This is a genomic window from Lacimonas salitolerans (assembly GCF_042677865.1).
GTDB classification, from domain to species: Bacteria; Pseudomonadota; Alphaproteobacteria; order Rhodobacterales; family Rhodobacteraceae; genus Lutimaribacter; species Lutimaribacter salitolerans.
On the sequence record NZ_JBHUDD010000048.1, the window covers coordinates 1 to 22,195 of the forward strand.

General features: G+C 64.1%; 22 protein-coding genes and 1 pseudogene. 15 read left to right on the forward strand and 8 right to left on the reverse strand.

Annotation, left to right across the window (positions count from 1 at the left end):
• Positions 1-208 precede the first annotated feature (208 nt).
• The gene (gene hpt, locus ACFTOW_RS07590; protein ID WP_379914463.1) at positions 209-751 is read right to left on the reverse strand and encodes a hypoxanthine phosphoribosyltransferase; all 543 of its coding nucleotides are present in this window, start codon (positions 749-751) and stop codon (positions 209-211) included.
• Positions 752-820: 69 nt separating this feature from the next.
• Between hpt and ACFTOW_RS07595 the strand changes: the two genes are divergently transcribed.
• From ACFTOW_RS07595 to ACFTOW_RS07605, 3 genes are all read left to right on the forward strand, one after another.
• Positions 821-1,279, forward strand: coding sequence for a type II toxin-antitoxin system RatA family toxin (locus ACFTOW_RS07595; RefSeq protein WP_379914464.1), 459 nt, complete (start codon positions 821-823; stop codon positions 1,277-1,279).
• Positions 1,276-2,574: an MmgE/PrpD family protein gene (locus ACFTOW_RS07600; RefSeq protein ID WP_379914465.1), complete on the forward strand. Its 1,299-nt coding sequence runs from the start codon at positions 1,276-1,278 to the stop codon at positions 2,572-2,574. The genes ACFTOW_RS07595 and ACFTOW_RS07600 overlap by 4 nt, the downstream gene beginning before the upstream one ends.
• Before the next feature lie 127 nt (positions 2,575-2,701).
• Positions 2,702-3,457: a helix-turn-helix transcriptional regulator gene (locus ACFTOW_RS07605; protein WP_379914466.1), complete on the forward strand. Its 756-nt coding sequence runs from the start codon at positions 2,702-2,704 to the stop codon at positions 3,455-3,457.
• A gap of 489 nt (positions 3,458-3,946) precedes the next feature.
• Here the strand turns inward: ACFTOW_RS07605 and tsf are convergent, their stop codons facing one another.
• From tsf to ACFTOW_RS07620, 3 genes are all read right to left on the reverse strand, one after another.
• Complete coding sequence (tsf, locus tag ACFTOW_RS07610; protein ID WP_379914467.1) at positions 3,947-4,822, reverse strand: translation elongation factor Ts; 876 nt, start codon at positions 4,820-4,822, stop codon at positions 3,947-3,949.
• A 109-nt stretch (positions 4,823-4,931) separates the two neighbouring features.
• The gene (rpsB, locus tag ACFTOW_RS07615) at positions 4,932-5,708 is read right to left on the reverse strand and encodes a 30S ribosomal protein S2 (RefSeq protein WP_379914468.1); all 777 of its coding nucleotides are present in this window, start codon (positions 5,706-5,708) and stop codon (positions 4,932-4,934) included.
• A 165-nt stretch (positions 5,709-5,873) separates the two neighbouring features.
• Positions 5,874-7,127 carry a SulP family inorganic anion transporter gene (locus ACFTOW_RS07620; RefSeq protein ID WP_379914469.1) on the reverse strand — a complete coding sequence of 418 codons (1,254 nt, stop codon included), beginning with the start codon at positions 7,125-7,127 and terminating at the stop codon, positions 5,874-5,876.
• 148 nt (positions 7,128-7,275) lie between these two features.
• On the opposite strand from ACFTOW_RS07620, the gene ACFTOW_RS07625 reads away from it, so the two are divergent.
• From ACFTOW_RS07625 to ACFTOW_RS07635, 3 genes are all read left to right on the forward strand, one after another.
• The gene (locus tag ACFTOW_RS07625; protein WP_379914470.1) at positions 7,276-8,172 is read left to right on the forward strand and encodes a PfkB family carbohydrate kinase; all 897 of its coding nucleotides are present in this window, start codon (positions 7,276-7,278) and stop codon (positions 8,170-8,172) included.
• A complete protein-coding gene (locus ACFTOW_RS07630) occupies positions 8,169-9,083 on the forward strand; it encodes a pseudouridine-5'-phosphate glycosidase (RefSeq protein ID WP_379914471.1) in 915 nt (304 codons plus the stop codon). Before ACFTOW_RS07625 ends, ACFTOW_RS07630 begins: the two co-directional genes overlap by 4 nt.
• A gap of 87 nt (positions 9,084-9,170) precedes the next feature.
• Complete coding sequence (locus tag ACFTOW_RS07635) at positions 9,171-9,959, forward strand: DUF502 domain-containing protein (RefSeq protein WP_379914472.1); 789 nt, start codon at positions 9,171-9,173, stop codon at positions 9,957-9,959.
• Positions 9,960-9,986: 27 nt separating this feature from the next.
• Here ACFTOW_RS07635 and ACFTOW_RS07640 read toward each other — a convergent pair whose 3' ends face one another.
• Both ACFTOW_RS07640 and ACFTOW_RS07645 read right to left on the reverse strand, forming a co-directional pair.
• On the reverse strand, positions 9,987-11,030 hold the full coding sequence (locus tag ACFTOW_RS07640; protein WP_379914473.1) for a patatin-like phospholipase family protein: 1,044 nt from the start codon (positions 11,028-11,030) through the stop codon (positions 9,987-9,989).
• 20 nt (positions 11,031-11,050) lie between these two features.
• The gene (locus tag ACFTOW_RS07645; protein WP_379914474.1) at positions 11,051-11,824 is read right to left on the reverse strand and encodes a 3-hydroxybutyrate dehydrogenase; all 774 of its coding nucleotides are present in this window, start codon (positions 11,822-11,824) and stop codon (positions 11,051-11,053) included.
• A 274-nt stretch (positions 11,825-12,098) separates the two neighbouring features.
• Between ACFTOW_RS07645 and ACFTOW_RS07650 the strand changes: the two genes are divergently transcribed.
• Complete coding sequence (locus tag ACFTOW_RS07650; protein ID WP_379914475.1) at positions 12,099-13,910, forward strand: extracellular solute-binding protein; 1,812 nt, start codon at positions 12,099-12,101, stop codon at positions 13,908-13,910.
• A gap of 29 nt (positions 13,911-13,939) precedes the next feature.
• Entirely contained in the window at positions 13,940-14,062 is a 123-nt protein-coding gene (locus ACFTOW_RS07655) for an entericidin EcnA/B family protein (protein WP_379914476.1), read from the forward strand.
• 6 nt (positions 14,063-14,068) lie between these two features.
• On the opposite strand, the gene ACFTOW_RS07660 is transcribed toward ACFTOW_RS07655, so the two are convergent.
• The gene (locus tag ACFTOW_RS07660) at positions 14,069-14,692 is read right to left on the reverse strand and encodes a helix-turn-helix domain-containing protein (protein WP_379914477.1); all 624 of its coding nucleotides are present in this window, start codon (positions 14,690-14,692) and stop codon (positions 14,069-14,071) included.
• A gap of 64 nt (positions 14,693-14,756) precedes the next feature.
• Here ACFTOW_RS07660 and ACFTOW_RS07665 point away from each other — a divergent pair, with 64 nt between their 5' ends.
• The 7 genes from ACFTOW_RS07665 to ACFTOW_RS07695 all read left to right on the forward strand — a co-directional run bounded on the left by ACFTOW_RS07665 (position 14,757) and on the right by ACFTOW_RS07695 (position 21,843).
• Entirely contained in the window at positions 14,757-16,268 is a 1,512-nt protein-coding gene (locus ACFTOW_RS07665; RefSeq protein WP_379914478.1) for a class I adenylate-forming enzyme family protein, read from the forward strand.
• 74 nt (positions 16,269-16,342) lie between these two features.
• Positions 16,343-16,987, forward strand: coding sequence for a DsbA family oxidoreductase (locus ACFTOW_RS07670; protein WP_379914479.1), 645 nt, complete (start codon positions 16,343-16,345; stop codon positions 16,985-16,987).
• A gap of 16 nt (positions 16,988-17,003) precedes the next feature.
• On the forward strand, positions 17,004-17,318 hold the full coding sequence (locus ACFTOW_RS07675; RefSeq protein WP_379914480.1) for a potassium channel family protein: 315 nt from the start codon (positions 17,004-17,006) through the stop codon (positions 17,316-17,318).
• A gap of 112 nt (positions 17,319-17,430) precedes the next feature.
• Positions 17,431-18,639: a multidrug effflux MFS transporter gene (locus ACFTOW_RS07680; protein ID WP_379914481.1), complete on the forward strand. Its 1,209-nt coding sequence runs from the start codon at positions 17,431-17,433 to the stop codon at positions 18,637-18,639.
• Positions 18,640-18,728: 89 nt separating this feature from the next.
• Complete coding sequence (locus tag ACFTOW_RS07685; protein ID WP_379914482.1) at positions 18,729-20,729, forward strand: bifunctional metallophosphatase/5'-nucleotidase; 2,001 nt, start codon at positions 18,729-18,731, stop codon at positions 20,727-20,729.
• Positions 20,730-20,823: 94 nt separating this feature from the next.
• On the forward strand, positions 20,824-21,450 hold the full coding sequence (locus ACFTOW_RS07690; RefSeq protein ID WP_379914483.1) for a YitT family protein: 627 nt from the start codon (positions 20,824-20,826) through the stop codon (positions 21,448-21,450).
• A gap of 57 nt (positions 21,451-21,507) precedes the next feature.
• Positions 21,508-21,843: a DMT family transporter gene (locus ACFTOW_RS07695; RefSeq protein ID WP_379914484.1), complete on the forward strand. Its 336-nt coding sequence runs from the start codon at positions 21,508-21,510 to the stop codon at positions 21,841-21,843.
• A 122-nt stretch (positions 21,844-21,965) separates the two neighbouring features.
• Here the strand turns inward: ACFTOW_RS07695 and ACFTOW_RS07700 are convergent.
• Positions 21,966-22,145: pseudogene (locus tag ACFTOW_RS07700) on the reverse strand (NAD-binding protein); the annotation flags it as partial.
• Between the last annotated feature and the right edge of the window lie 50 nt (positions 22,146-22,195).

The following is a 22,195-nucleotide window of genomic DNA, read 5'->3' on the forward strand; positions in this document are numbered from 1 at the left end:
GGTCGCGGTGGCGACGCGAGCATCAAGTCGCTGCCGCCATCGCACATCGAAAGACTCGCCATAATGCGCAACTGTAGTACTATTGCCTGTGGGGCACGCGCAACGCGCCTGCCGATCAGGCCGAGCAGTACGGCTGGCAATGCGCGTCGCTGGCCGAAGGCCTGACCGAAGAAGACCGCGACGAGGGCGCGCGGATCGCCGCGACGTTCTAGACGTCTGTGAAACGCACCTTGCCGATGAACGGCAGGTTGCGGTTTCGCTGGGCATAGTCGATGCCATAGCCCACCACGAATTCATCCGGGATTTCGAACCCGGTCCAATCGGCCTTGACCTGCGCCTCGCGGCGCGTCGGCTTGTCCAGCAGCGCGATGGTGCGCAGGCGTCGGGGTTTGCGCGCCTTGAGCATCCCGATGACGTGAAACAGTGTGTGGCCGGTATCGACGATATCCTCGACCACCAGCACGTCGCGGCCCTCGATGGCGCCGCGCAGGTCCTTGAGGATCTTGACCTCGCGGCTGCTTTGCATGGCATTGCCGTAGCTGGATGCTTCCAGAAAATCCACCTCGACCGGCAGATCCAGTTCGCGCACCAGATCGGCGATAAAGACAAACGACCCGCGCAGCAGGCCCACCACGACAAGTTGATCGGTGTCGGAAAATTCCGCCGCGATCTCGCGCGACAGGTCTTCGACCCGGGCGGCGATGGTCTTGGCCGAGATCATTTCGTCGATGACATAAGGACGCTGGGTCATTTGTTTCCCTTGCATTTTTGTGCGCACAATACGAAACGAGGCTCCACTGTCACGATAAAAAGAGACCCCATGCCCACCCACGCCGAGACACGCCATCTGCCCTATTCCGCCCAGCAGATGTATGACCTTGTCGCCGATGTTGCGGCCTATCCGGAGTTCCTGCCCTGGACGGCGGCGGCACGGGTACGGTCCGTGACGCCGCAGGACGACGGCAGCGAGGTGATGGAGGCGGATCTGGTGATTTCCTTCAAGGTGTTTCGCGAACGGTTCGGCAGCCGCGTGATCCTGCGGCCACAGGATTGGCATATCCAGACCGAGTATCTGGACGGGCCGTTCAAATACATGAAATCCAATTGGAAATTCAAGGACATGAAAGACGGCGTTGAAGTTTTCTTTGATGTCGATTTCGAATTCAGAAACCGTCTGCTGCAGGGCGCTGCCAGCATGTTCTTTCATGACGCGATGCAGCGCATCGTGCGCGCCTTCGAATCGCGGGCCAAAGACCTGTACGGGGCAAAGAACACATGACTTTCACCTCTCAACTTTCTGACTTTGCGTCAGAAATTTCCGCCAAGGACGTGTCGTCCGAGGCTGCTCAGATGCTGCGCCTGTCGCTGCTGGACTGGTTGGCCGTGGGCGTGGCCGGGGTAGACGAGCCGGTGTCGCGCATCACCCGAGAGATGGTTCTGACCGAAGGCGGCGCGGCGCAGGCCAGCCTGTTCGGATCGGACACCCGTCTGCCGGCCCGCGCCGCCGCTTTGACGAATGGCGCGACGAGCCATGCGTTGGACTATGACGACACGCATTTCGCCCATATCGGCCATCCGTCGGTGGCAGTGTTTCCGGCGGCATTGGCCGTGGCGCAGGCCACCGGAGCCGATGGCGCCGCATTTCGCCACGCGGCCCTGATCGGGATCGAGGCGTCGATCCGCGTAGGCGTCTGGCTGGGCCGCGCGCATTACCAGACCGGGTTTCACCAGACCGCCACCGCAGGTGCCTTTGGCGCCGGGCTGGCAGCGGCGCGTCTGATGGGTCTTGGGGCAGGGGATATGGCCATGGTTCTGGGCCTGCTGGCGACACGCGCCAGTGGCTTGAAATCGCAGTTCGGCACCATGGGCAAGCCTTTCAACGCCGGGCTGGCCGCCGCCAACGGGGTCGAGGCGGCGCAACTGGTGGCACGCGGCTTTGTGGCCAACCCCGATGCGTTGGAATCAGCCCAAGGGTTCGGGCCGACCCACGCCGGCGAAGACATTCAAAGTGCCGCGCAAGGCATTGGCAAGGAATGGTTGTTTGAGACAGTCAGCCACAAGTTCCATGCCTGCTGCCACGGGTTGCATGCCGCGCTTGAGGCGCAGGCGGCGCTGCTTCCAATCGACGCGGACGCCGTGCAGGCCATCACCGTATGCACCCATCCGCGCTGGATGTCCGTGTGCAACCAGCCTGCGCCGGACACCGGATTGGGCGCGAAGTTCAGCTACGCCACCGTGTTGCCGATGCAGATCCTGGGCCACGACACTGCGCGGCTGGACAGCTACAACGCGCAGGTTTGCGCCGATGCCGCGCTGCGTGGATTGCGCGACAAGGTTCAGGTGCTGGCCGATGACAGCCTGACCGAGATGCAGGCACATCTGACGATCACGCTGGCCGATCGCTCGGTCGAGACGTCGCATGACCTGGATGCGCCGATCGCTTTGGCAGATCGTCAGGCACGCCTGATGGCCAAGGCTGGCAGCCTTCTGGGTGAGGAACGCGCCGCAAAGGCTTGGCAGATCATTGAGAACGGTGCAGCTCCCGAGGACGTGGGCGAGATGCAGTCTGCGTGATCTGCCTTATCCAATAGTCGCATAATCAGTATTATGTAAATATAAGCCCTGATGGATTGCGGGCTTGCCGGTTTCTGGTAGTACCTTGTAATGTTGCGCTGTCCCAATCATTTCCGCGTAAGGGTTCATGATCAGCAGCCGGTATCTTGACGCCTTGACCACCACGCAGTCGGTCGAGGAATTGTGGACGATGCACACCCGGCGCATGGACAGCTACGGGTTTGATCGCCTGCTGTATGGGTTCACGCGCTATCGCTCGGCCACGTCTTTGGGTGATCCCGATGATTTCGTGATCCTGACCAACCATCCCGACAGCTATACCCAAGGGTTCATTGGCGGCGGCTTGTACAAGAACGCACCGATGACAAAATGGGCGCTGGCCAATGAAGGCAGTTGCAGTTGGCGCGTGATGGCCGACCGGATCATCCGCAACACACTGAGTGATGCCGAGCGCGAGGTTGTGGCGTTCAACCTGTCGCACAAGGTGCATGCAGGCTATTCGATCAGCTTTCGCTCGATCTCGCCCCAGTCCAAGGGCGCGATTGCGCTGACGGCGCGCGCCGACATGGTTCAGGATCAGGTCGACGAGATATGGGAGCAGCACGGGGCCGACATCACCGTGATGAACAACATCGTGCACCTCAAGGTGATGACCCTGCCCCATTTCGGCCCATCCCGCGTTTTGACCAAGCGCCAGCGCGAGGTGCTGGAATGGGTCGGTGACGGCAAGACCACGCAGGATATCGCGACCCTGCTGGGTCTGACCCCCGCGACCATCGAAAAGCACCTGCGCCTTGCCCGCGCGGCGCTGAGCGTGGAAACCACCGCTCAGGCTGTTCTGAAAGCGGCATTCCAGAACCAGATGTTCATTCTGGAGCCGTGAAAAAACTGTGAAATACCCCCAAGTAGGGATTCCCGTACTTCCATGACGCCGGGGAAGGCGGCAAGGTGACCGTGTTCCGTGAGTGGTGGCTTTTGCCTGGAACACAAGGGTCGGACCTCTGCGATTTCAGGGCTCTCCGACCCTACACCACCGGGGTGCCGTGTATGTTCCGCGCGTAACCTCGGGTGATCGTACCCTTCATCCCCAATGTCTCGGGGTCCGGTTTCTATTTGGCCGGTGCCGCTCCTTCGGGGGTGGCACCGCGCCGCAGGTCGGGACAGCGAATTTCAAGGCGGCGAGTATCATCGCCTGCGAGGATTGGACTGAAAAATCATTTAAATTTCGCAAGGGGATTGGGTGCACGGCGATGGCGGGCATCCTCTGACTTGTGCGGTGCCAGTGCGCGTTGGAAGCAGCGCGATGTTTACGGAAAACGGCGCCGCCCTTTGGGTGACGCCGTTTTCTTTTTCAGCCGTACCAATCTGCGGTTCAGCCCTGCGAAACCTTGGCAACCTCTGCAGCGAAATCCTCTTTTTCCACTGCGATGCCTTCGCCGACTTCCAGGCGGACAAAGCCCGTGATCTCGACGCCCGCTTCTTTTGCGGCCGCTTCGACCGTCAGGTCGGGGTTAACTACGAAGTTCTGGCCCAGAAGCGTCACTTCGCTCATGAACTTTGCCATGCGGCCGACGATCATCTTTTCGATGACGGCGTCGGGTTTGCCGGATTCGCGGGCGATCTCGATCTGCACCTGGCGTTCCTTTTCAACGACAGCCGGATCCAGATCATCCGAGGACAGCGACGCCGGGTTCACGGCGGCGATGTGCATGGCGACCTGCCGGCCAAACGCCTCGTCTCCGCCCTTCAGCGCGACCAGAACGCCGATCTTGCCCATGCCGTCGGCAGCCGCGTTGTGCACATAGGACACAACGGTGTCCCCTTCGATCGCGGCCATGCGGCGCAGCGACATGTTCTCGCCGATGGTGGCGATCTTGGCGGTGATCGTGTCGGCCACGGTCTTGCCACCCAGATCGGCGGCGTTCAGCGCATCAACGTCGGATGCCGAGACGGCGGCGGCGGCGATCTGCGACACCATTTCCTGGAAATCGGCGTTCTTGGCGACGAAATCGGTTTCCGAGTTCACTTCGACGGCGACGCCACGGCCACCCTCGACCTTGACGGCCACCAGGCCCTCTGCGGCAGTGCGGCCCGATTTCTTGGCGGCCTTGGCAAGACCCTTGGTGCGCAGCCAGTCAACTGCGGCCTCCATGTCGCCATTCGTTTCGGTCAGCGCTTTTTTCGCGTCCATCATGCCTGCGCCCGTCGTGTCGCGCAGTTCTTTCACCAGTGCGGCTGTGATCGCCATCGCGGGATCTCCCAATCTGTCTGAATGTTAAAGGGCGCGCGTTACATGCCACGCGCCCCATGTCGGTTCCGTGACGCCCTCGGGGTGCACCGGCGGCGTCCGGTAAAAATCAGGCGTTTGCAGAGGCGTCTTCGGCCACGGCCTCTTCCATCGGGGCAGCTTCGAGTGCACCCAGATCGACGCCAGCGGCCCCCATCTGTGCGGTCATGCCGTCCAGCGCCGCGCGGGCCACCAGATCGCAATACAGCGCGATGGCGCGGGCCGCGTCATCGTTGCCGGGGATGATGTAGTCGATCCCGAGGGGCGAGCAGTTGGTGTCGACGATGGCAACAACGGGGATGCCCAGCTTGTTGGCTTCGGCCACGGCCAGGGCTTCTTTTTTCACGTCGATGACGAACAGCATGTCGGGCACACCGCCCATTTCGCGGATACCGCCCAGCGAAGCCTGCAGCTTCTGCTGGTCACGCTCCATGTGCAGGCGCTCTTTCTTGGTCAGGCCTTCGGCGCCCTGCTCCATCTTCTCGTCGATCTGACGCAGACGGTTGATCGACTGCGACACGGTCTGCCAGTTGGTCAGCGTGCCACCCAGCCAGCGGTGGTTCATGTAGTACTGCGCGCATTTCTCGGCGGCATCGGCGATCGGCTGTGCGGCCTGACGCTTGGTGCCGACGAACAGGATGCGGCCGTTCTTGGCGACGCATTCGCGAATCGCGTTCAGCGCCGCGTCCAGCATCGGCACGGTCTGCTGGGTCAGGTCGAGAATGTGGATGCCGTTGCGCGCACCATAGATGAACTCGCCCATCTTGGGGTTCCAACGCTGCGTCTGGTGACCAAAGTGAACGCCAGCTTCCAACAGCTGACGCAAAGTGAACTCGGGAAGAGCCATGTCAGTTTCCTTTTCCGGTTTTCGCCTTGGCGGGGGTGACAGTGCGTATGCACCAACCGGCGGACATATGAGGATGTCTCCCCCATAGGCCCAAACCCCGCCTGCGGATTTCAGTGACGCGCGTATATAGGGGGCTTTGCCCATGCGCAACCCCGGTTGACGCTGCTACCTGTCGCGCAGGCGGCGATCCCGCACCTTGCGTGCGCCGCGCAAGACCAGCCCCAGCGCCACGCCCACGGCGATGGCCACCGCCAGATCGGCCAGCACGGTCAGGATCAGCGTGACCAGCAACAGCGCCAGATCGGCGCGCGGCAAGGCCATGTAGCCGCGCCAGTGCTGCGGCTCGGCCATGTTCCAGGCGGTGAGGATCAGCAAAGCGGCCAAAGCCGGCAGCGCCATCTGCCCCGCCAGCGGTGCAGCCAGCAGCAGTACGGCCAGCACCACCAGCGCATGGACCATGCCGGCGACCGGCGTGCGCCCGCCCGCGTTCACGTTGGTCGCCGTGCGGGCAATGGCACCGGTTGCAGGCAGCCCGCCCATCAGGGCCGCGCCAAGGTTGGCCGCACCCTGCGCCATCAACTCGGCATTGGGCCGGTGGCTGTGCTGGATCATGCGATCGGCCACCATCGCTGACAGCAGCGATTCGATCGCTGCCAGAAAGGCGATGAGCAGGGCCGAAGGCAGAACAGCGATCATCTTTTCGGTAGTGAACTCGGGCAATCGGGGCATCGGCAGTCCGGCAGGCAAGGGGCCGAAGCGGTCGGTGATGGTTTCCACCGGCCCGCCCAGCCACAGCGCCAGCCCCGAGCCTGCGGCCACCGCCAAGATCAGCCCGGGCCAGCGCGGGGCCAGACGCTTCAGCCCGACGATCAGACTACCCGTGATCAAAGTGATGATCAGCGCCTGCGGTGCAATGCTGGCCCGCGCCTCCCACAACGCGGCAAGTTTCGGCAGAAACTCGGCCGGCAGGTCGGCAATCCGCATCCCCAGCGCATCCTTGATCTGGCTGCTGGCGATGATCACCGCAATTCCGATGGTGAAGCCGTTGACCACCGGATCGGGCACATAGGCGATCAGCCGCCCCGCGCGCAGCAGCGCCGCCAGCACCAGAAACCCGCCCGCCATCAGCGTGGCAAGGATCAGCCCGTCATAGCCATGGGTCATGATGACACCGTGCACGACGACGATGAACGCTCCGGTCGGCCCGCCGATCTGCACCCGGCTGCCACCAAGCGCCGAGATCAGGAACCCCGCCACGATCGCCGTCACCAGCCCCTGCGCCGGTGTCGCGCCCGAGGCAATGGCGATGGCGATCGACAACGGAATCGCCACAAGCGCAACGGTGACACCTGCGACCACATCGGCCAGCAGCGCCCTGCCCCCGTAGCCCGGCAATGTCGACAGGATTTGCGGTTTCATGGCACAGCGTTACGCCTGCCGTATCCACCGCGCAATGGGGTTGGTGTTGGCCCGGTCAAAACGCCCACGAAGCGCAAAGCCTGACGTCATCCACTGCGCCTGCGCGATCCCTCTTGCCGGGGCTGCGGCTTGGAGGCATCAAGGGAGGATGACAAAAGCCCCGGAAATCCTGTGCGTCGGCTCGGTCCTGTGGGACGTGATCGGACGGTCCGCCTCGGCCATGCGGCAGGGATCGGACGTGCCGGGCCGGATCACGCGCGGCCCGGGCGGTGTGGCGCTGAACATCGCCATGGCGCTGGCGCGATTCGGATTGCGGCCTGCGTTGCTGTCTGCCGTCGGTCGCGACGGCGAAGGCGACGAACTGGTGGTGGCCTGCATCTCGCTGGGGCTGGGCACCGAATACCTGTATCGTTCCGACGATCTGCCCACCGATGTCTACATGGCCATCGAAGGGGCCAACGGGTTGATCGCCGCCATTGCCGATGCCCATTCGCTTGAGGCGGCGGGCGACAAGATCCTGCGCCCGTTGATGGACGGTCGGTTGGGCACCGCCCAGACCCCTTTCGCGGGCACCGTGGCGCTGGATGGCAACCTGACGCAAGCATTGCTGGAGCATATCGCCACAGCCCCTGCCCTTGCCCGCGCCGATCTGCGCGTGGCCCCGGCGTCCCCGGGCAAGGCCGAAAGGTTGCAACCGTTCCTGACCCATCCCCGTGCGGTGCTGTATGTGAACCTCGAAGAAGCCGGGTTGCTGGCGCAGACCCGGTTCGATGACAGCGCCAGTGCCGCCGATGCGCTGGTGAAACGCGGGGCCGCCCGCGTGCTGGTGACCGACGGTGGCCGCCCCGCATCCGAAGCGGCACAAACCGCGCCCACGATCAGCCATGCGCCCGCACCGGTGCTGATGACCCGCGTCACCGGCGCAGGCGACACATTCATGGCGGCGCATATCGCCGCCGAACTGGACGGCGCGCCGCGCGCGCAGGCGCTGATCCGCGCTCTGGAAGCCGCCGCCCGCTATGTATCCGGAGAAACCATCCCATGATCACCCCCACCCTGTCCCCCGAGGTTGCCGAGGCCCTGGCCGATGGCCGGGCCGTCGTGGCGCTGGAAAGCACGATCATCACCCATGGCATGCCCTGGCCGCAGAACCTCGAGACTGCGCGATCGGTCGAGGACACCGTGCGCGCCGCCGGGGCCGTGCCCGCCACCATCGCTGTGCTGGATGGCGTGCTGTATGCCGGGCTGACCGATGCGCAGCTAAGGGCGCTGGCGCAGGCGCAGGGCGTGGCGAAACTCAGCCGCGCCGATCTGGGCGCCTGCATGGCGCAGGGGCGCACCGGGGCCACGACCGTTGCCGCCACCATGATCGGTGCGCATCTGGCGGGCATCGGCGTGTTTGCCACCGGCGGGATCGGCGGTGTGCACAAGGGGGCCGAAACCAGCTTTGACATCTCGGCCGACCTGCACGAGCTGGCCCGCACGCCTGTCACCGTGGTCGCCGCCGGGGCCAAGGCGATCCTCGATCTGCCCAAGACGCTGGAAGTGCTGGAAACCCTTGGCGTGCCGGTCTTTGCCTATGGGCAGGATGATTTTCCGGCCTTCTGGTCGCGCGCCTCGGGTCTGGCCGCGCCGCTGCGCGCAGACGATCCCGCGCAGATTGCCGCCGCGCATCTCCTGCGCGCCGATCTGGGGCTAGGCGGCGGGCAGCTTGTCGGCAATCCGATCCCGGCCGACGACGAGATCCCCGGCGAGGTACTGGCCCCGGTGATCGCTCAGGCGCAGGCCGAAGCCGAGACGCAGGGCATTGCGGGCAAATCGGTAACGCCGTTCCTGTTGCAACGGATATTCGAACTGACCGAGGGCCGCAGTCTGACGGCCAACATTGCGTTGGTGCGCAACAATGCGCGTCTTGCAGCCGCCATTGCCCGGGAATTGGGCCAGCCATTCGCCTGAATGCATGCAGCCCCCGCAAGGTGTATTGTGGAGCAGCGCGCAAGCACATAAATATCGCCTATTGCGACCGATAGCCCAAGGCGGCCCATGACCAACCCGCTCGACCCCAAGAAACCGCTCGAAAAGCCCCGCAAGCCCGGTGTGTTTGCGCGTATGCGATCGTCCTTTCTGACAGGGATCGTGGTCATCGCCCCCGTCGGCCTGACCGTGTGGCTGATCTGGACACTGATCGGCTGGGTTGACGGGTTCGTCCTGCCCTTTGTGCCGCAGGCCTACCAGCCGGATGAGCTGCTGCGCGCGCTGATCGGGGCCGAAACCTATGCCGCATGGCTGGGCGAGGATGCGCAGATCAACATCCGCGGTGTGGGCGTGGTGTTTTTCCTCATGTTCACGATCTTTGTCGGCTGGCTGGCCAAGGGGTTCATCGGGCGTTCGCTGATCCGCTGGGGCGAGCATCTGGTTGACCGGATGCCGGTCGTGCGCTCGATCTACAGCGGGGCCAAGCAGATCGCCGAAACCGTGTTCGCACAGTCCGAAAGCAGTTTTGAAAAGGCCTGCATGGTGGAATACCCCCGCAAAGGCATATGGGCCATCGGTTTCATCTCGACCGAAGCCAAGGGTGAAGTCGCCGCGCGTATCGGGACCGGTCAAGGCCTGCTGAGCGTTTTTGTCCCAACGACCCCCAACCCGACCTCGGGTTTCCTGCTGTATGTCCCGCAGGAAGACGTGGTCGAACTGGAAATGTCGGTCGAGGATGCGGCCAAGCTGGTGATCTCGGCCGGGCTGGTCTATCCCGGTCCCAAGGACCCGGCAAAGATCGCGCGCGACAATGCCAAGGCATTGAAGCAGATCGAAAAGGCCGCGCGGGCGGGGTGATCCGCCCCACAGCCCGGCTCGTCCGGATCAGTCGTACATCGCCTGCAGATCCACCGTGCTGCGCTGGTTCAGATCGGCCTTGTGCGCGGCCAGAAACACGTCCGCCGCGCCGCGACCGGCCTGTTTGAGGTGGTTCAGCAGCACCGGACCGGGGGCCAGTTTGGTGGCGACAGACAGCTGGTTCATCAGAACGTCATCGGCAATCATGTGCACCAGCACGTTCTTCATCGTGCCCGGTTGCAGGCTGCCATCCGCCAGCAGGCGTTTGACGAACCCGATAGCGCGCAATTCGCGCAAAAGCGAGCTGTTGAAGCTGACCTCGTTGATCCGGTTGTGGATCTGCTGCGCACTGCGCGGAGTCTCGACCCGTTCCAGCGGGTTGATGTTCACGATCAGGATGTCGTCCGGCAGGTCGCGCGCGAACAGCGGAAACAGCGCGGGATTGCCGGTATAGCCACCGTCCCAGAACGCTTCTGTCTCGCCTGTCTCGGGGTTGTCGATCTCGACCGCCTGGAACAGCGTCGGCAGGCAGGCCGAGGCCAGAATGGCGTCTGCCGAAATGTCACTCCCGGAGAACACCTTGATCTTTCCGGTCTGCACATTCGTGGCCCCGATGAACAGCCGCGGACCACCGGCGGCACAGACGGTGTCATAGTTGAACCGTTCCGCCACCCGGCGCAGCGGATTGTCATAGAACGGCCCCAACGCATAGGGCGAGGAAAACCGCGCCGCCGCATCGGCCATTGCATTGCCTATGGAATATTCAAACGCCTTGGTAACCAGCGCCGCCGATGGCGCAAGGGCCAGCATCCATTGCGCCATCGGCGTGTCCTGCACCGCGCCCAACTGCTGCCACAGCCAGTCCAGATTGGCGCGCGCACCCGCGCGCCCGTCCTCGATCCAGCCGGATTTGTAGGCGGCGGCGTTCATTGCCCCGGCGGATGTGCCCGAGATCGCCGCCACCTCGATATCCTCGTCATCCAGCAGCCGGTCCAGCACGCCCCAGGTGAACGCGCCATGTGCCCCGCCGCCCTGAAGCGCCAGATTGATCTTGATCGGTGTGGTGTTCATTGGCTGCGTCCTCGGTGCCGTCAAAGGGCGGTCCAGCCGCCATCGACGCTGATCGTGGTGCCGGTGATCTGATCCGCCGCGGCCGAGCACAGGAACACAGCCGTGCCGCCGATCTGTTCGACCGTGGCAAATTCCTTGGACGGTTGCCGCTCCAGGATCACCTTCTGCACGGCCTCTTCCTCGGTCATGTCGTATTTCTTTGCCGTGTCAGGGATCTGCGCCTCGACCAGCGGCGTCTTGACATAGCCCGGGCAGATCGCGTTCGCGGTGATCGGTTCCTGCGCGGTTTCCAGTGCTGTCACCTTGGTCAGCCCTACGACGCCATGCTTGGCCGCCACATAGGCCGATTTGTAGGGGCTGGCGGTCAGCCCGTGGGCCGAGGCGATGTTGACCACCCTGCCCCATCCCGCCTTGCGCATCATCGGCAAGGCGGCGGCGGTGCAGTGAAAGGCCGAGGACATGTTGATCGCGATGATGGCATCCCATTTCTCGACCGGGAATTCATCGATCGGGCTGACGTGCTGGATACCGGCGTTGTTGACCAGGATATCGCAGGTGCCGGCCTGCTCGATCAGGGCGCGACACTGATCCGCTTTGGACATGTCGGCCTGAATATAGCGCGCGGTCACGCCGTATTCCTTGGCGATCTCTTGCGCCAATGCGTGATCTTCGTCGTTATCCGTGAACGAATTGAGAACAACATCCGCCCCGGCGCGCGCCAGTTCATGCGCTACGCCAAGACCGATGCCCGAGTTCGAGCCTGTGATGATTGCGGTCTTTCCCTTCAGCGACATAGTTCGGATCCTTTCATGCTGCTTTGCAGCGAAAGATACAGGTATGGTTCGGGAATGAAACCACCTACGGCGGAAACGAAGGGGTCAAAAAAAACCCCAGCCGAAGCTGGGGTTAAGTCATTGAGGCAGGTTTCATACAGGCAAGAAACCTATCGAGCAGTGCCACCTTTATATGCAATCTCTGGCGCGACTCCAAGCAAAAGTTTGAAAAGACATGAATCCACCGATACGGTCAGCGTCAATAAGACAAGAGCAGAGCAGGATTGTTGCGCAGATGCAGGCGAATTTTTTCCACTATGGTCGTACCGTTCTTGGCGCGCTGGCCCTTGTTTTGCAGGGGGCCGCGGGAATCGCCCAGCCCGCGCATGGCATTGCGATGTATGGAGAACCGGGCCTGTCGGCAGATTTCAGCGCCCTGCCCTATGCCAACCCCGAGGCCCCCCGTGGCGGCCGCCTGATCGAGGGCAACACGGGGGGATTCGATTCGCTCAATCCGTTCCTGCGCAAGGGCACGGTGCCCTGGCAGCTCCGATTCTATGCCTACGAGTCGCTGATGGCGCGCAACTGGGACGAACCGTTCGCCCTGTACGGTCTGCTGGCCGAAACGATCGAGGTCGCTCCCGACCGCAGCTGGGTGGAGTTCACCCTGCGCGCGCAGGCGCGGTTCTCCGATGGCAGCCCGGTCACGGTCGAGGATGTGATCTGGTCCTTCGAGACATTGGGCACCAAGGGTCACCCCCGGTATCTGGGTTTTCATGCGCAGGTCGAGAGCATCGAGCAGACCGGGCCGCACAGTGTGCGACTGAGCTTCAACACCGACAACCGCGAGCTTGCACTGATCGCCGGGCTGCGCCCGATCCTGCAAAAGGCGCAATGGGAGGGGCGTGATTTCGCCGACGGCGGGCTGGCCGATATCCCCGTCGGCACCGGCCCTTACAGGGTGACGGGCTACGAAGCCGGGCGGCAGGTCACGCTTGAGCGTGTGCCGGATTACTGGGCCGCCGATCTGCCGATCCGGCGCGGCACGCAGAATTTCGACGAGATCCGGATCGAGTTCTTTGGCGATGAGAACGTGCTGTTCGAAGCATTCAAGGCCGGCGTCATCAACATCTACCGCGAGACCAACGCGCAGAATTGGGCGACGCAGTATGATTTTCCCGCCGTGCAGTCGGGGCAGGTCGTGTTGTCGGAAATCGCCCATGAACGCCCCTCGGGCATGACGGGTTTCGTGATGAACACCCGTCGCCCGCACCTGTCGGACTGGCGCGTGCGCGAGGCGCTGATCCTGGCTTTCAACTTTCCCTATATCAACGGCACGATCACGGGCGGGCGGCAGCCGCGCATCACCTCGTATTTCTCGAACTCCGATCTGGGCATGCGCCCCGGCCCGGCGACGGGCCGCGTGCGTGAGCTGCTGGAGCCGTTTGCCGCCGATCTGCCCCCCGGTGCGCTGGACGGGTATGACCTGCCGCAGGGCGAGGATACTCCGCGCAACCGGGGTGATCTGCGCCGTGCGGTCGGCCTGCTGGAGCAGGCTGGATGGACCGTGCAGAACGGCGAGTTGCGCGGCGCCGATGGTCAGCGATTTGTGCTGAGAGCAGTGCTGCGTCAGGGTGATGCGCGGATGGAGTCGGTGCTGCAAATCTATTCGCAAGCCCTCAAACGGTTGGGGATCGACCTGTCGATCACCACCATCGACAACGCGCAGTTCACCGAGCGCGAGGCGACCGTGGATTTCGATCTGATGCCGTTCCGGCGTGACCTGTCGCTCAGCCCCGGTACGGAACAGCGGCTCTACTGGGGGGCCGACGGGGCCGAGTATGAAGGCACGCGCAACCTGATGGGCGTGCAGAGCCCGGCAGTGGACGCGATGATTGACGCGCTGCTGACCGCGACGGACCCCGCCGATTTCACCGCCGCCACCCGCGCACTGGACCGGGTTCTGATGGCGGGGCGTTTTGTCATCCCGATCTGGACCACCCTGTCCGATCGTATCGCCCACGCGAAAAACTTGAAATTTCCCGAAAATACGCCGATATATGGCGACAGGATCGGCTGGATGCCGGATGTCTGGTGGTCCGAATGAACAAGAAGAACAAAAGAGGCAGAGCAGTAATGACATTCGCAAGGCAGATGAGTGTCGTGGCGCTGGTGGCCATGATGGCGGGATGTGCCACGATTGACGGCGTGGGGCAGGATATCTCGGGCGCGGCGCGTTCGGTCCAGACCTGGTTCTGATCCCGCCTAAACCAGTGACGTGACCCAAAGGATCGTCGCGTCATCCTCGCTGATCGACACCACGTTGTGACCCATCGTGGCGTCGTAATAGGCACTGTCGCCCCGGCGCATGTCCACGGGCTCATAGAATTCGGTATAAAGCCGGATCACCCCTGTCAGCACATACAGGAATTCCTCGCCGTCATGGCGCACCCAGCCGTCGAACTCGTCCATCGACCGCGCCCGGATGCGGGCGCGATAGGGCAGCATCTTCTTGCGCGTCAGGCTGTCGGCCAGCAGTTCATGCTCATAGGTGGTGGTGGCATGGGCCGCGCCCCCGGTCGCCTTGGTCACGGTCATGCGGCCTGTGACCTGCGCCGCCTGCGGGGGCGTGAACAATTGCGGCACAGAAATGCCAAGCCCCGTGGCCAGTTTTTTCAGCGCCTCGTAGGTGGGAGACATCTGCCCGTTCTCGATCTTGGACAGGGTTGATCGCGCCAGCCCGGCCTTGCCCGCCGCCTGTTCCAGAGTCCAGTCGCGCGCCTTGCGCAGTTCGCGCACGCGGGTGCCCAGATCCAGCGGTGCGGCAAGGTCATCCTCGCCCGTGGCGCGGGCAATGCGGATCAGGGATTTCGGATCGCGTTCGTTCATCCGAATTCTATAGGGCGCGGGCGTGGGCCTTGCAACTGTGCAGCAAGCGGCCTAACCCGATAACATGCTGTCGATCTTTGATAACGGCGCGCCCGCGCCCTGTCCCGCCCCGTTCAACATGGCCGCGCATGTGCTGGCCCATGCAGATGACCTGCCCGACAAGATCGCATTGGCGGTTCTTTCGCCCGCGCGTGCCGATCGCTGGAGCTTTGCGCGGCTGGCCGCCGCCGTGCGCGGCACGGGCACGGGGCTGTTGCGGGCGGGGTTTCAGCCCGGTGACATCCTGCTGATGCGGCTTGGCAACACGGTCGAGTTTCCCATCGCCTATCTTGGCGCGATCGCCGCCGGGATGGTGCCGGTGCCCACCTCCAGCCAGTTGACCGCGCCCGAGGTGACCAAGATGATCGCAGGGCTGGGGGCAGCGGGCATCCTGCACGACGCCGATGTGCCCTGCCCCGATGACACCGGCCTGCCGGTGATCGACACCGCCGCCTTGGCTGCCATGCGTGACCTGCCGCCCTGCGACTATGCGATGGGCAGCCCCGACCGGCTGGCCTATATCGTCTATACCTCGGGCACCTCGGGCCGTCCCCGGGCAGTGATGCACGCGCATCGCGCGATCTGGGCCCGGCGCATGATGCATGACGGCTGGTACGGGCTGGGGCAGGATGACCGGCTGTGCCATGCGGGCGCGTTCAACTGGACCTTCACGCTGGGCACCGGGCTGATGGACCCGTGGAGCGCAGGCGCCACCGCCCTGATCCCTGCCGAAGGTGTCGACCCGCAGGCGCTGCCGCTGCTGCTGCGCCGCCATGATGCGACGATCTTTGCCGCAGCACCCGGCGTGTATCGCAAGATGCTCAGCCACCATACCACCATTGACCTGCCCCATCTGCGCCATGGGCTTGCAGCCGGCGAAAAGCTGTCGGATGCAATTCGCCAGCACTGGAACGACGCCAGCGGGACCAAGATTTACGAGGCTTACGGGATGTCGGAATGCTCGACCTTCATCTCGGGCAGCCCCGCGCACCCGTCGCGCGCGGGCATGCTGGGCCAGCCGCAACAGGGCCGCCGCGTGGCGATCGTGGATGATGCGGGCAATCCGGTGCCGATGGGCGATCCGGGCGTGATCGCCGTGGCGCGCACCGATCCGGGCCTGATGCTGGGCTATCTGGGGGCCGAAGAGGAAACCGCCGCACGTATGCGCGGCGCATGGTTCCTGACCGGCGATCAGGGTCATATGGAGCCCGACGGGCAGATCGCCTATCACGGGCGCAACGATGACATGATGAATGCCGGGGGCTATCGCGTCTCGCCGCTGGAGGTCGAGGCCGCACTTCTGGCCCATCCCGGCGTGATCGAGGCGGGCGTGACCGATATCGAGGTCAAGGAGGATGTGCGCCTGATCGCCGCCTTTTACACCGGCCCCGCCGACATCCCCGAGGCTGATCTGACCGCATGGTGCGCGATGCGTCTGGCGCGCTACAAGCAGCCACGAATGTTCCGGCGGATTGAGGCGATGCCGACCAACCCCAACGGCAAGCTGCAACGTCAGGCGCTTAAACCGCTGATATAGGCCATTCGCGCCCCGCCCACTGGAAATGACGCCCCTGCCCTGCTACCTGCGACACAATCCAAGAAAGGCGCGCCATGACCAAGCTTGATATCTTTTCCGACCCGATCTGCCCGTGGTGCTACATCGGCAAGGCGCGGCTGGATCGCGCGCTGGAGCAGCGACCGGATCACCCCTTTGCCATCGAATGGCATCCCTACCAGCTCAACCCCGAAATGCCGCGCGACGGCATGGACCGCCGCGCCTATCTCGAGGCCAAGTTCGGCGGCAAGGAGGGCGCGGTCAAGGCCTACATGCCCGTGGTCGAGCACGCGAAACAGGCCGGGCTCGAGATCGATTTCGAGGCGATCACCCGCACCCCCAACACGCTGGACGCGCATCGCCTGATCCACTGGGCCGCGATCGAGGGCAAGCAGACCTTTGTCGTCAGCGCGCTTTTCAAGGCGTATTTCGTGCAGGGCACCGATATCAGCGACGCCGAGGTGCTGGCCGATATCGCCGACAGCGCGGATATGGATGCCTCGGTGGTGCAAAGGCTGCTGGCCTCGGAGGCCGATGTGCAGGAAATCCGCGACCGCGACGCCGCCGCACGCGAGATGGGGATTTCTTCTGTGCCCACCTTCATCGTCGGGCGCAAACACGCGGTGCCCGGCGCGCAGCCCACCGACCTGTGGGTAAAGGTGATGGACGAGATCACAGCACAGATGAAGGGCAACGCATGATCCGAGACAGGCAGGCATGAGCGAGGCTGGCAAGATCATCCTGGGCGCGCTTGTCGGCGTCGTGGCCATCGGCACGGTGTTGTTTCGCCACGTCGAAGGCTGGAGCTGGCTGGATTCCTACTTCTTCACCGTCGTGACCCTGTCCACCGTGGGCTACGGCAACCTTGTGCCAGTCACTCCCGTGGGCAAGATCGCCACCACTGTTCTGATTTTCGCCGGTCTGGGCATCTTCGCCGCGGCGATCCAGCACTTTTCGAACTTCACCATCGCCAACCGTCTGCGCCGTCGCCGGGCCGAGCGTGACGCGCGCAAGGATCGCGACCCGGATTAGGCGGCGACGTCACCCTTTCCCGCGTTGACCAGATGGTAAAAATTATTACCATTGCTACCTTTGCGCGATTGCTGTTGTCTCGCGCTATCCCAAATTGCAGGCTCCCGGTTTTATGCGCAAGTCCCCTCTTGGCCTACCAGAATTCATCGCCCTTATGGCAATGCTGTTCGCCACAATCGCCTTTTCCATCGACGCGATGCTGCCGGGGCTGCCGGCGATCGCTGACGAGCTGACGCCGGATGCCCCCAACAACGTGCAGATGATCGTCACCAGTTTCGTGATCGGCATGGGCGTAGCCACGTTTTTCGTCGGTCCCCTGTCGGACGCGCTGGGGCGGCGGGTGGTGCTGCTGTCGGGATCGGCCCTCTATGTGGCCGCGTCGGTCGTGGCCTGGCAAAGCGAGACGTTCGAGATGCTGCTGGTCGCGCGCGTGGTGCAGGGGATCGGGGCGGCGGGGCCAAGGGTGGTCGCCATGGCCATCGTGCGCGATCTTTATTCCGGTCGGCAGATGGCGCGCATCCTGTCGCTGGTCATGATGACCTTCACACTGGTTCCGGCCATGGCCCCGTTGATCGGGGCATGGATCATCGCGCTGGCCGGGTGGCGGGCCATTTTCGTGGCCTTCATCGTCTTTGCCGTGATCGCCAGCCTGTGGCTTGCCCTGCGCCAGCCCGAATCCCTGCCACCTGAAAACCGCCGCCCGATGCGCTGGACGCTGATGGTTGCCGCCCTGTCCGAGATGGTGCGTCACCCCACTGTCAGCCTGGCCCTGCTGGCGCAGGCGATGTGCTACTGCATGCTGTTCGTCATGATCAGCATGGTGCAGCAGGTCTATGACCTGGTGTTCGACGCCGGGGCCAGTTTTCCCTACTGGTTTGCGCTGGTGTCGCTGATCGCGGCCACCGCCTCGATACTGAATGCCACGCTGGTGATGCGGTTGGGCATGCGGCGGCTGGCGACCTTTGCCTTTGGCGCGCAGGTGGTGTTGTCGCTGGCCATCACCGCGCTGTGGATGGCGGCCATTCCACCCAGCGCGATGTTCGCGGTGTTCATCGCCTGGCAGGCCAGCGTTTTCTTTCAGACCGGTCTGACCATCGGCAACCTGAACGCCATCGCGATGGAGCCGATGGGCCATGTCGCAGGCATGGCGGCCAGCGTGATCGGCTCGGTCTCGACCATTCTGGGCGCGCTGATGGCGGTGCCGATCGGGCTGGCCTTTGACGGCACGATCCTGCCGCTGACCATCGGCGTGGCATCCGTATGCGCGGCCGCGTTCGCGCTGATGCTGGCGATGCGCCGGGTCGAGCTGCGGGCCGCCTGACCGTCACCGGCCTGACACCTGCCCGTCAAGCCCGCGTTACATCCCCTGCCTAGACCCATGTCATTGCATCACATGAATGGGGGATCATCATGAACCGCACCGCCACCGGCCTGTCGCGCCGCGCCTTTCTCACAACCAGCGCCGCGGGCCTTGCCGCCCTGTCGCCTATCCTTGCGTTTCGCGCCAATGCCAGCGCCGCGGCGGGCGAATTGCTGATGGTGCCCGCCACCCCCAACCCCAATGGCGGGGCGGAACGTCTGTTCCTGTTGCAGGGCGACCCGCTGTCTGGCCCGATCCGCCAGATCGTCACCGAAGAGGGCAATCCCGTCCCTGCCCCGGTGCTGGAGCCCGGCACACGCCGCGTGCTGCGCCTGATGCATTTCAACGACATGCACAACCACATCACCGATATGCACGGCGCGCGCGGCGACACGCACCGCATGTCGCAGATCGTCAAGCGCATGGCGCAGGTCCGCGCTGATGCGTCCGAGGACGAGGTCGTGCTTCTGCTCTCGGGCGGCGACGATCACACAGGCTCGGTCTTTGACGAGCTGCTGGGCTGGGCCCCGGATGAATTCGTGGCCGATGCCGGGTATCGCGTGAACTCGGCCGCCGGGGTGGATGTGGCCGTTCTGGGCAACCACGAATTCGATCGTGGCGCGGAAATGCTGCGCCTCGGGATCGAACGCGATGCCGCCTTTCCGGTGCTGTCGGCCAATGTGCATGGCTCGGCCCACCTGACCCGTGACCGCGATTACACCGCCGCTGCCGTGGTCGAATCCAAGGGCCTGCGCATCGGCTTTATCGGCCTGACCACGCAGGTCGACACCCGCGTGGGACAGCCCGACGACCCGGATATGGCCGTGGCCAGCCCGGTTCTAGCGGTCCAGAATGTCATGCCCGCGCTGGCGCAGGTCTGCGACGTGGTGGTGATCCTGTCGCATTGCGGCTACGGCACGGGCCAAAGCCGGACCGGCAAGGCTGGCGCGGTGCGCATGATCGGCGAGGGTGATTTCGACATCGCGGCCACCGCAGGGGCCCTGACAGACAAGCCCGTCGTGCTGATCGGCGGCCATTCCCACGACAAGCTGAACGAGGAGGGGCTGAACCCCGACAACGTGGCCGAGGGCGTGCTGATGACCCAGGCCGAGGCCAACGGCAAGTACCTGGGCGAGATTGCCATGTCCATCGCCGCCGATCAGGGCCGCAAGGCATGGTTCACCCATGTCGGCCTGCATGCCGTCAAGCCACGCGATCAGCGCGTCGCCGCGGATGATCCCAAGTATCCGACGCTGGAACAGGACGGCGATTATGACGCCGAGTTCGAGGCCGCCCATGTCGAACCGCTGCGCGTGGCGCTTGAAGGCAAGCTGGCCGAGACGATCGGCACCGTCACGGCAGGCGCCGCCGTCAGCACGCAAACCGTGATGGCCGACCGCTACAGCCGCGAGAACGCGCTGCTGAACTTCATGAATGATGCGGTGGTGGCGCGCTCGGCGGAATTTCCCAACGGTCAGGTCGATCTGGCGCTCTTCAATGCCACCGCGATCCTGTCGGGTGTCTCGGACGGCCCGCTGTCCTTCGGCCAATGGTATGACGTGATGCCCTATGCCGATCAGGTGCACGTGGCCGAGATGACCGGCGCACAGATCCAGCAGATGCTGGAGTCCAACGCCAAGCGCCTCGTGCGCCCTGAGGAAGAGGGCGATCTGGACCTGTCGGGCTTCATCTCGCGCGGGTTCATGCATTTCTCGGACGCCCTACGCTACCGGATCGTGCTGGGCGACAGCGCGGCCGAGGCCCGTGCCGAAGACATCACTCTGAACGGCACCCCGATCGAGGATCAGCTTGACCAGACATTCCGCGTGGCGATCAACACCTACATCCGGCTGGGCGGCTTTTCCGAGGCGTGGAACGGTCAGATCATCGGTGCAGGCGTGCCGGGGGACATCGCGGGCATGGATCTGCGCGGGCTCGACTACAAGGACACCGGGCTGGTATACCGCAACGAGATCATCGCCCAGATCCGCGCGGCAGGCGGCATCAGCCCGGACACTGCCGCCCTTGACGGCCGCCTGACCATCGCCTGATTATTGCGCAGCCTGCGCCCCGGCAAGCCTCCGGGGCGCAGCTTCCCACACGACAAGGCTGGCCAAGCCCGCGCATTTGGCGCAAACCCGGGCCATGAGCGAGGCTGACATCACACACCCCCCTGAGCCCCGGACCCATGGCCCGCTGGCTGATTCTCAGGGCATCGTCTTCGGGGCGCTGATGGCCGCCTTCGGCGTGATGATGCTGACCCACATGGGGTTGGTCACCGGCCAGACGGCCGGTCTGGCCGTGCTGATCAGCTATGCCACGGGACTGCCCTTTGCCGGCGTGTTTTTCGTGGTCAACCTGCCGTTCTACTGGCTGGGGCTGCGCCGGATGGGTCTGGCTTTCACGCTCAAGACCTTCGCCGCGGTGGGGCTGCTGTCCGGCCTGTCGGTCGTGCTGCCCCGGTACGTCACCTTCGGCGAGATCCACCCGGGCGTGGGCGCGGTGTTGTTCGGCATGATCACCGGCGCGGGCCTTCTGGCACTGTTCCGCCATGGTGCATCGCTCGGTGGCGTGGGGATCGTGGCGCTGTACTTGCAAGAGCGTTTCGGCTGGCGCGCAGGGTTCACCCAGCTTGCCTTCGATGCCTGCGTCTTTGCCGCCGCGATTTCGGTCATCCCGCCCGACCGGGTCGGCTGGTCGCTGCTGGGTGCCGTGGTTCTCAACCTCGTGATCGCGGTCAACCATCGCCGCGACTGGTACGTGGCGCGCTGACCCTTGCCGCCGCGCGCGCCAGCAGGCACAACCGCCCCAACCCGGACGGAGACCGCCATGCCGCATACCTACCTGCTTCTCGCCCTTGCCATCCTCGCCGAAACCGTGGGCACATCCGCGCTTCAGGCCAGCCAGCAGTTCACCCGGCTCTGGCCCTCGGTGATCGTGGTGCTGGCCTATGGCATCAGCTTCTATCTGCTGGCGCTCACGCTCAAGGTGCTGCCGGTGGGGGTGGTCTATGCGCTCTGGTCGGGCCTTGGCATTGTGTTCATCGCGATCATCGGCTTTGTCGTCTTCAAGCAGGTGCTCGACTGGCCCGCCCTTATCGGGATGGCGATGATCCTGTCGGGAATCCTCGTGATCCACCTGTTCTCGAACGCCACGCCGCACTGACCTTCATCTTGCCCGGTAAACTCCGGGGGAGTCGCCCATCGGGCGACGGGGGCAGCGCCCCCATCCCCGAGGCCCCACCGGGGCCGAGATACTCAGCGCGCGCCCCGGCGCGCTCAATGTGCTCACTTCGACTTGGGCAACCGTCTGATCAGGCTCGAGGTGTCCCAGCGCCCGCCGCCCATCGCCTGCACATCCTTGTAGAACTGGTCGATCAGTGCCGTCACCGGCAGCGCCGCCCCGATCTCGTTCCCGGTATCAAGGCAGATGCCCAGATCCTTGCGCATCCAGTCCACGGCAAAACCAGGCTATTTCGCGGTTTGTGTGGGTGGTTTGGTTTCCGGTCATTTGCTTG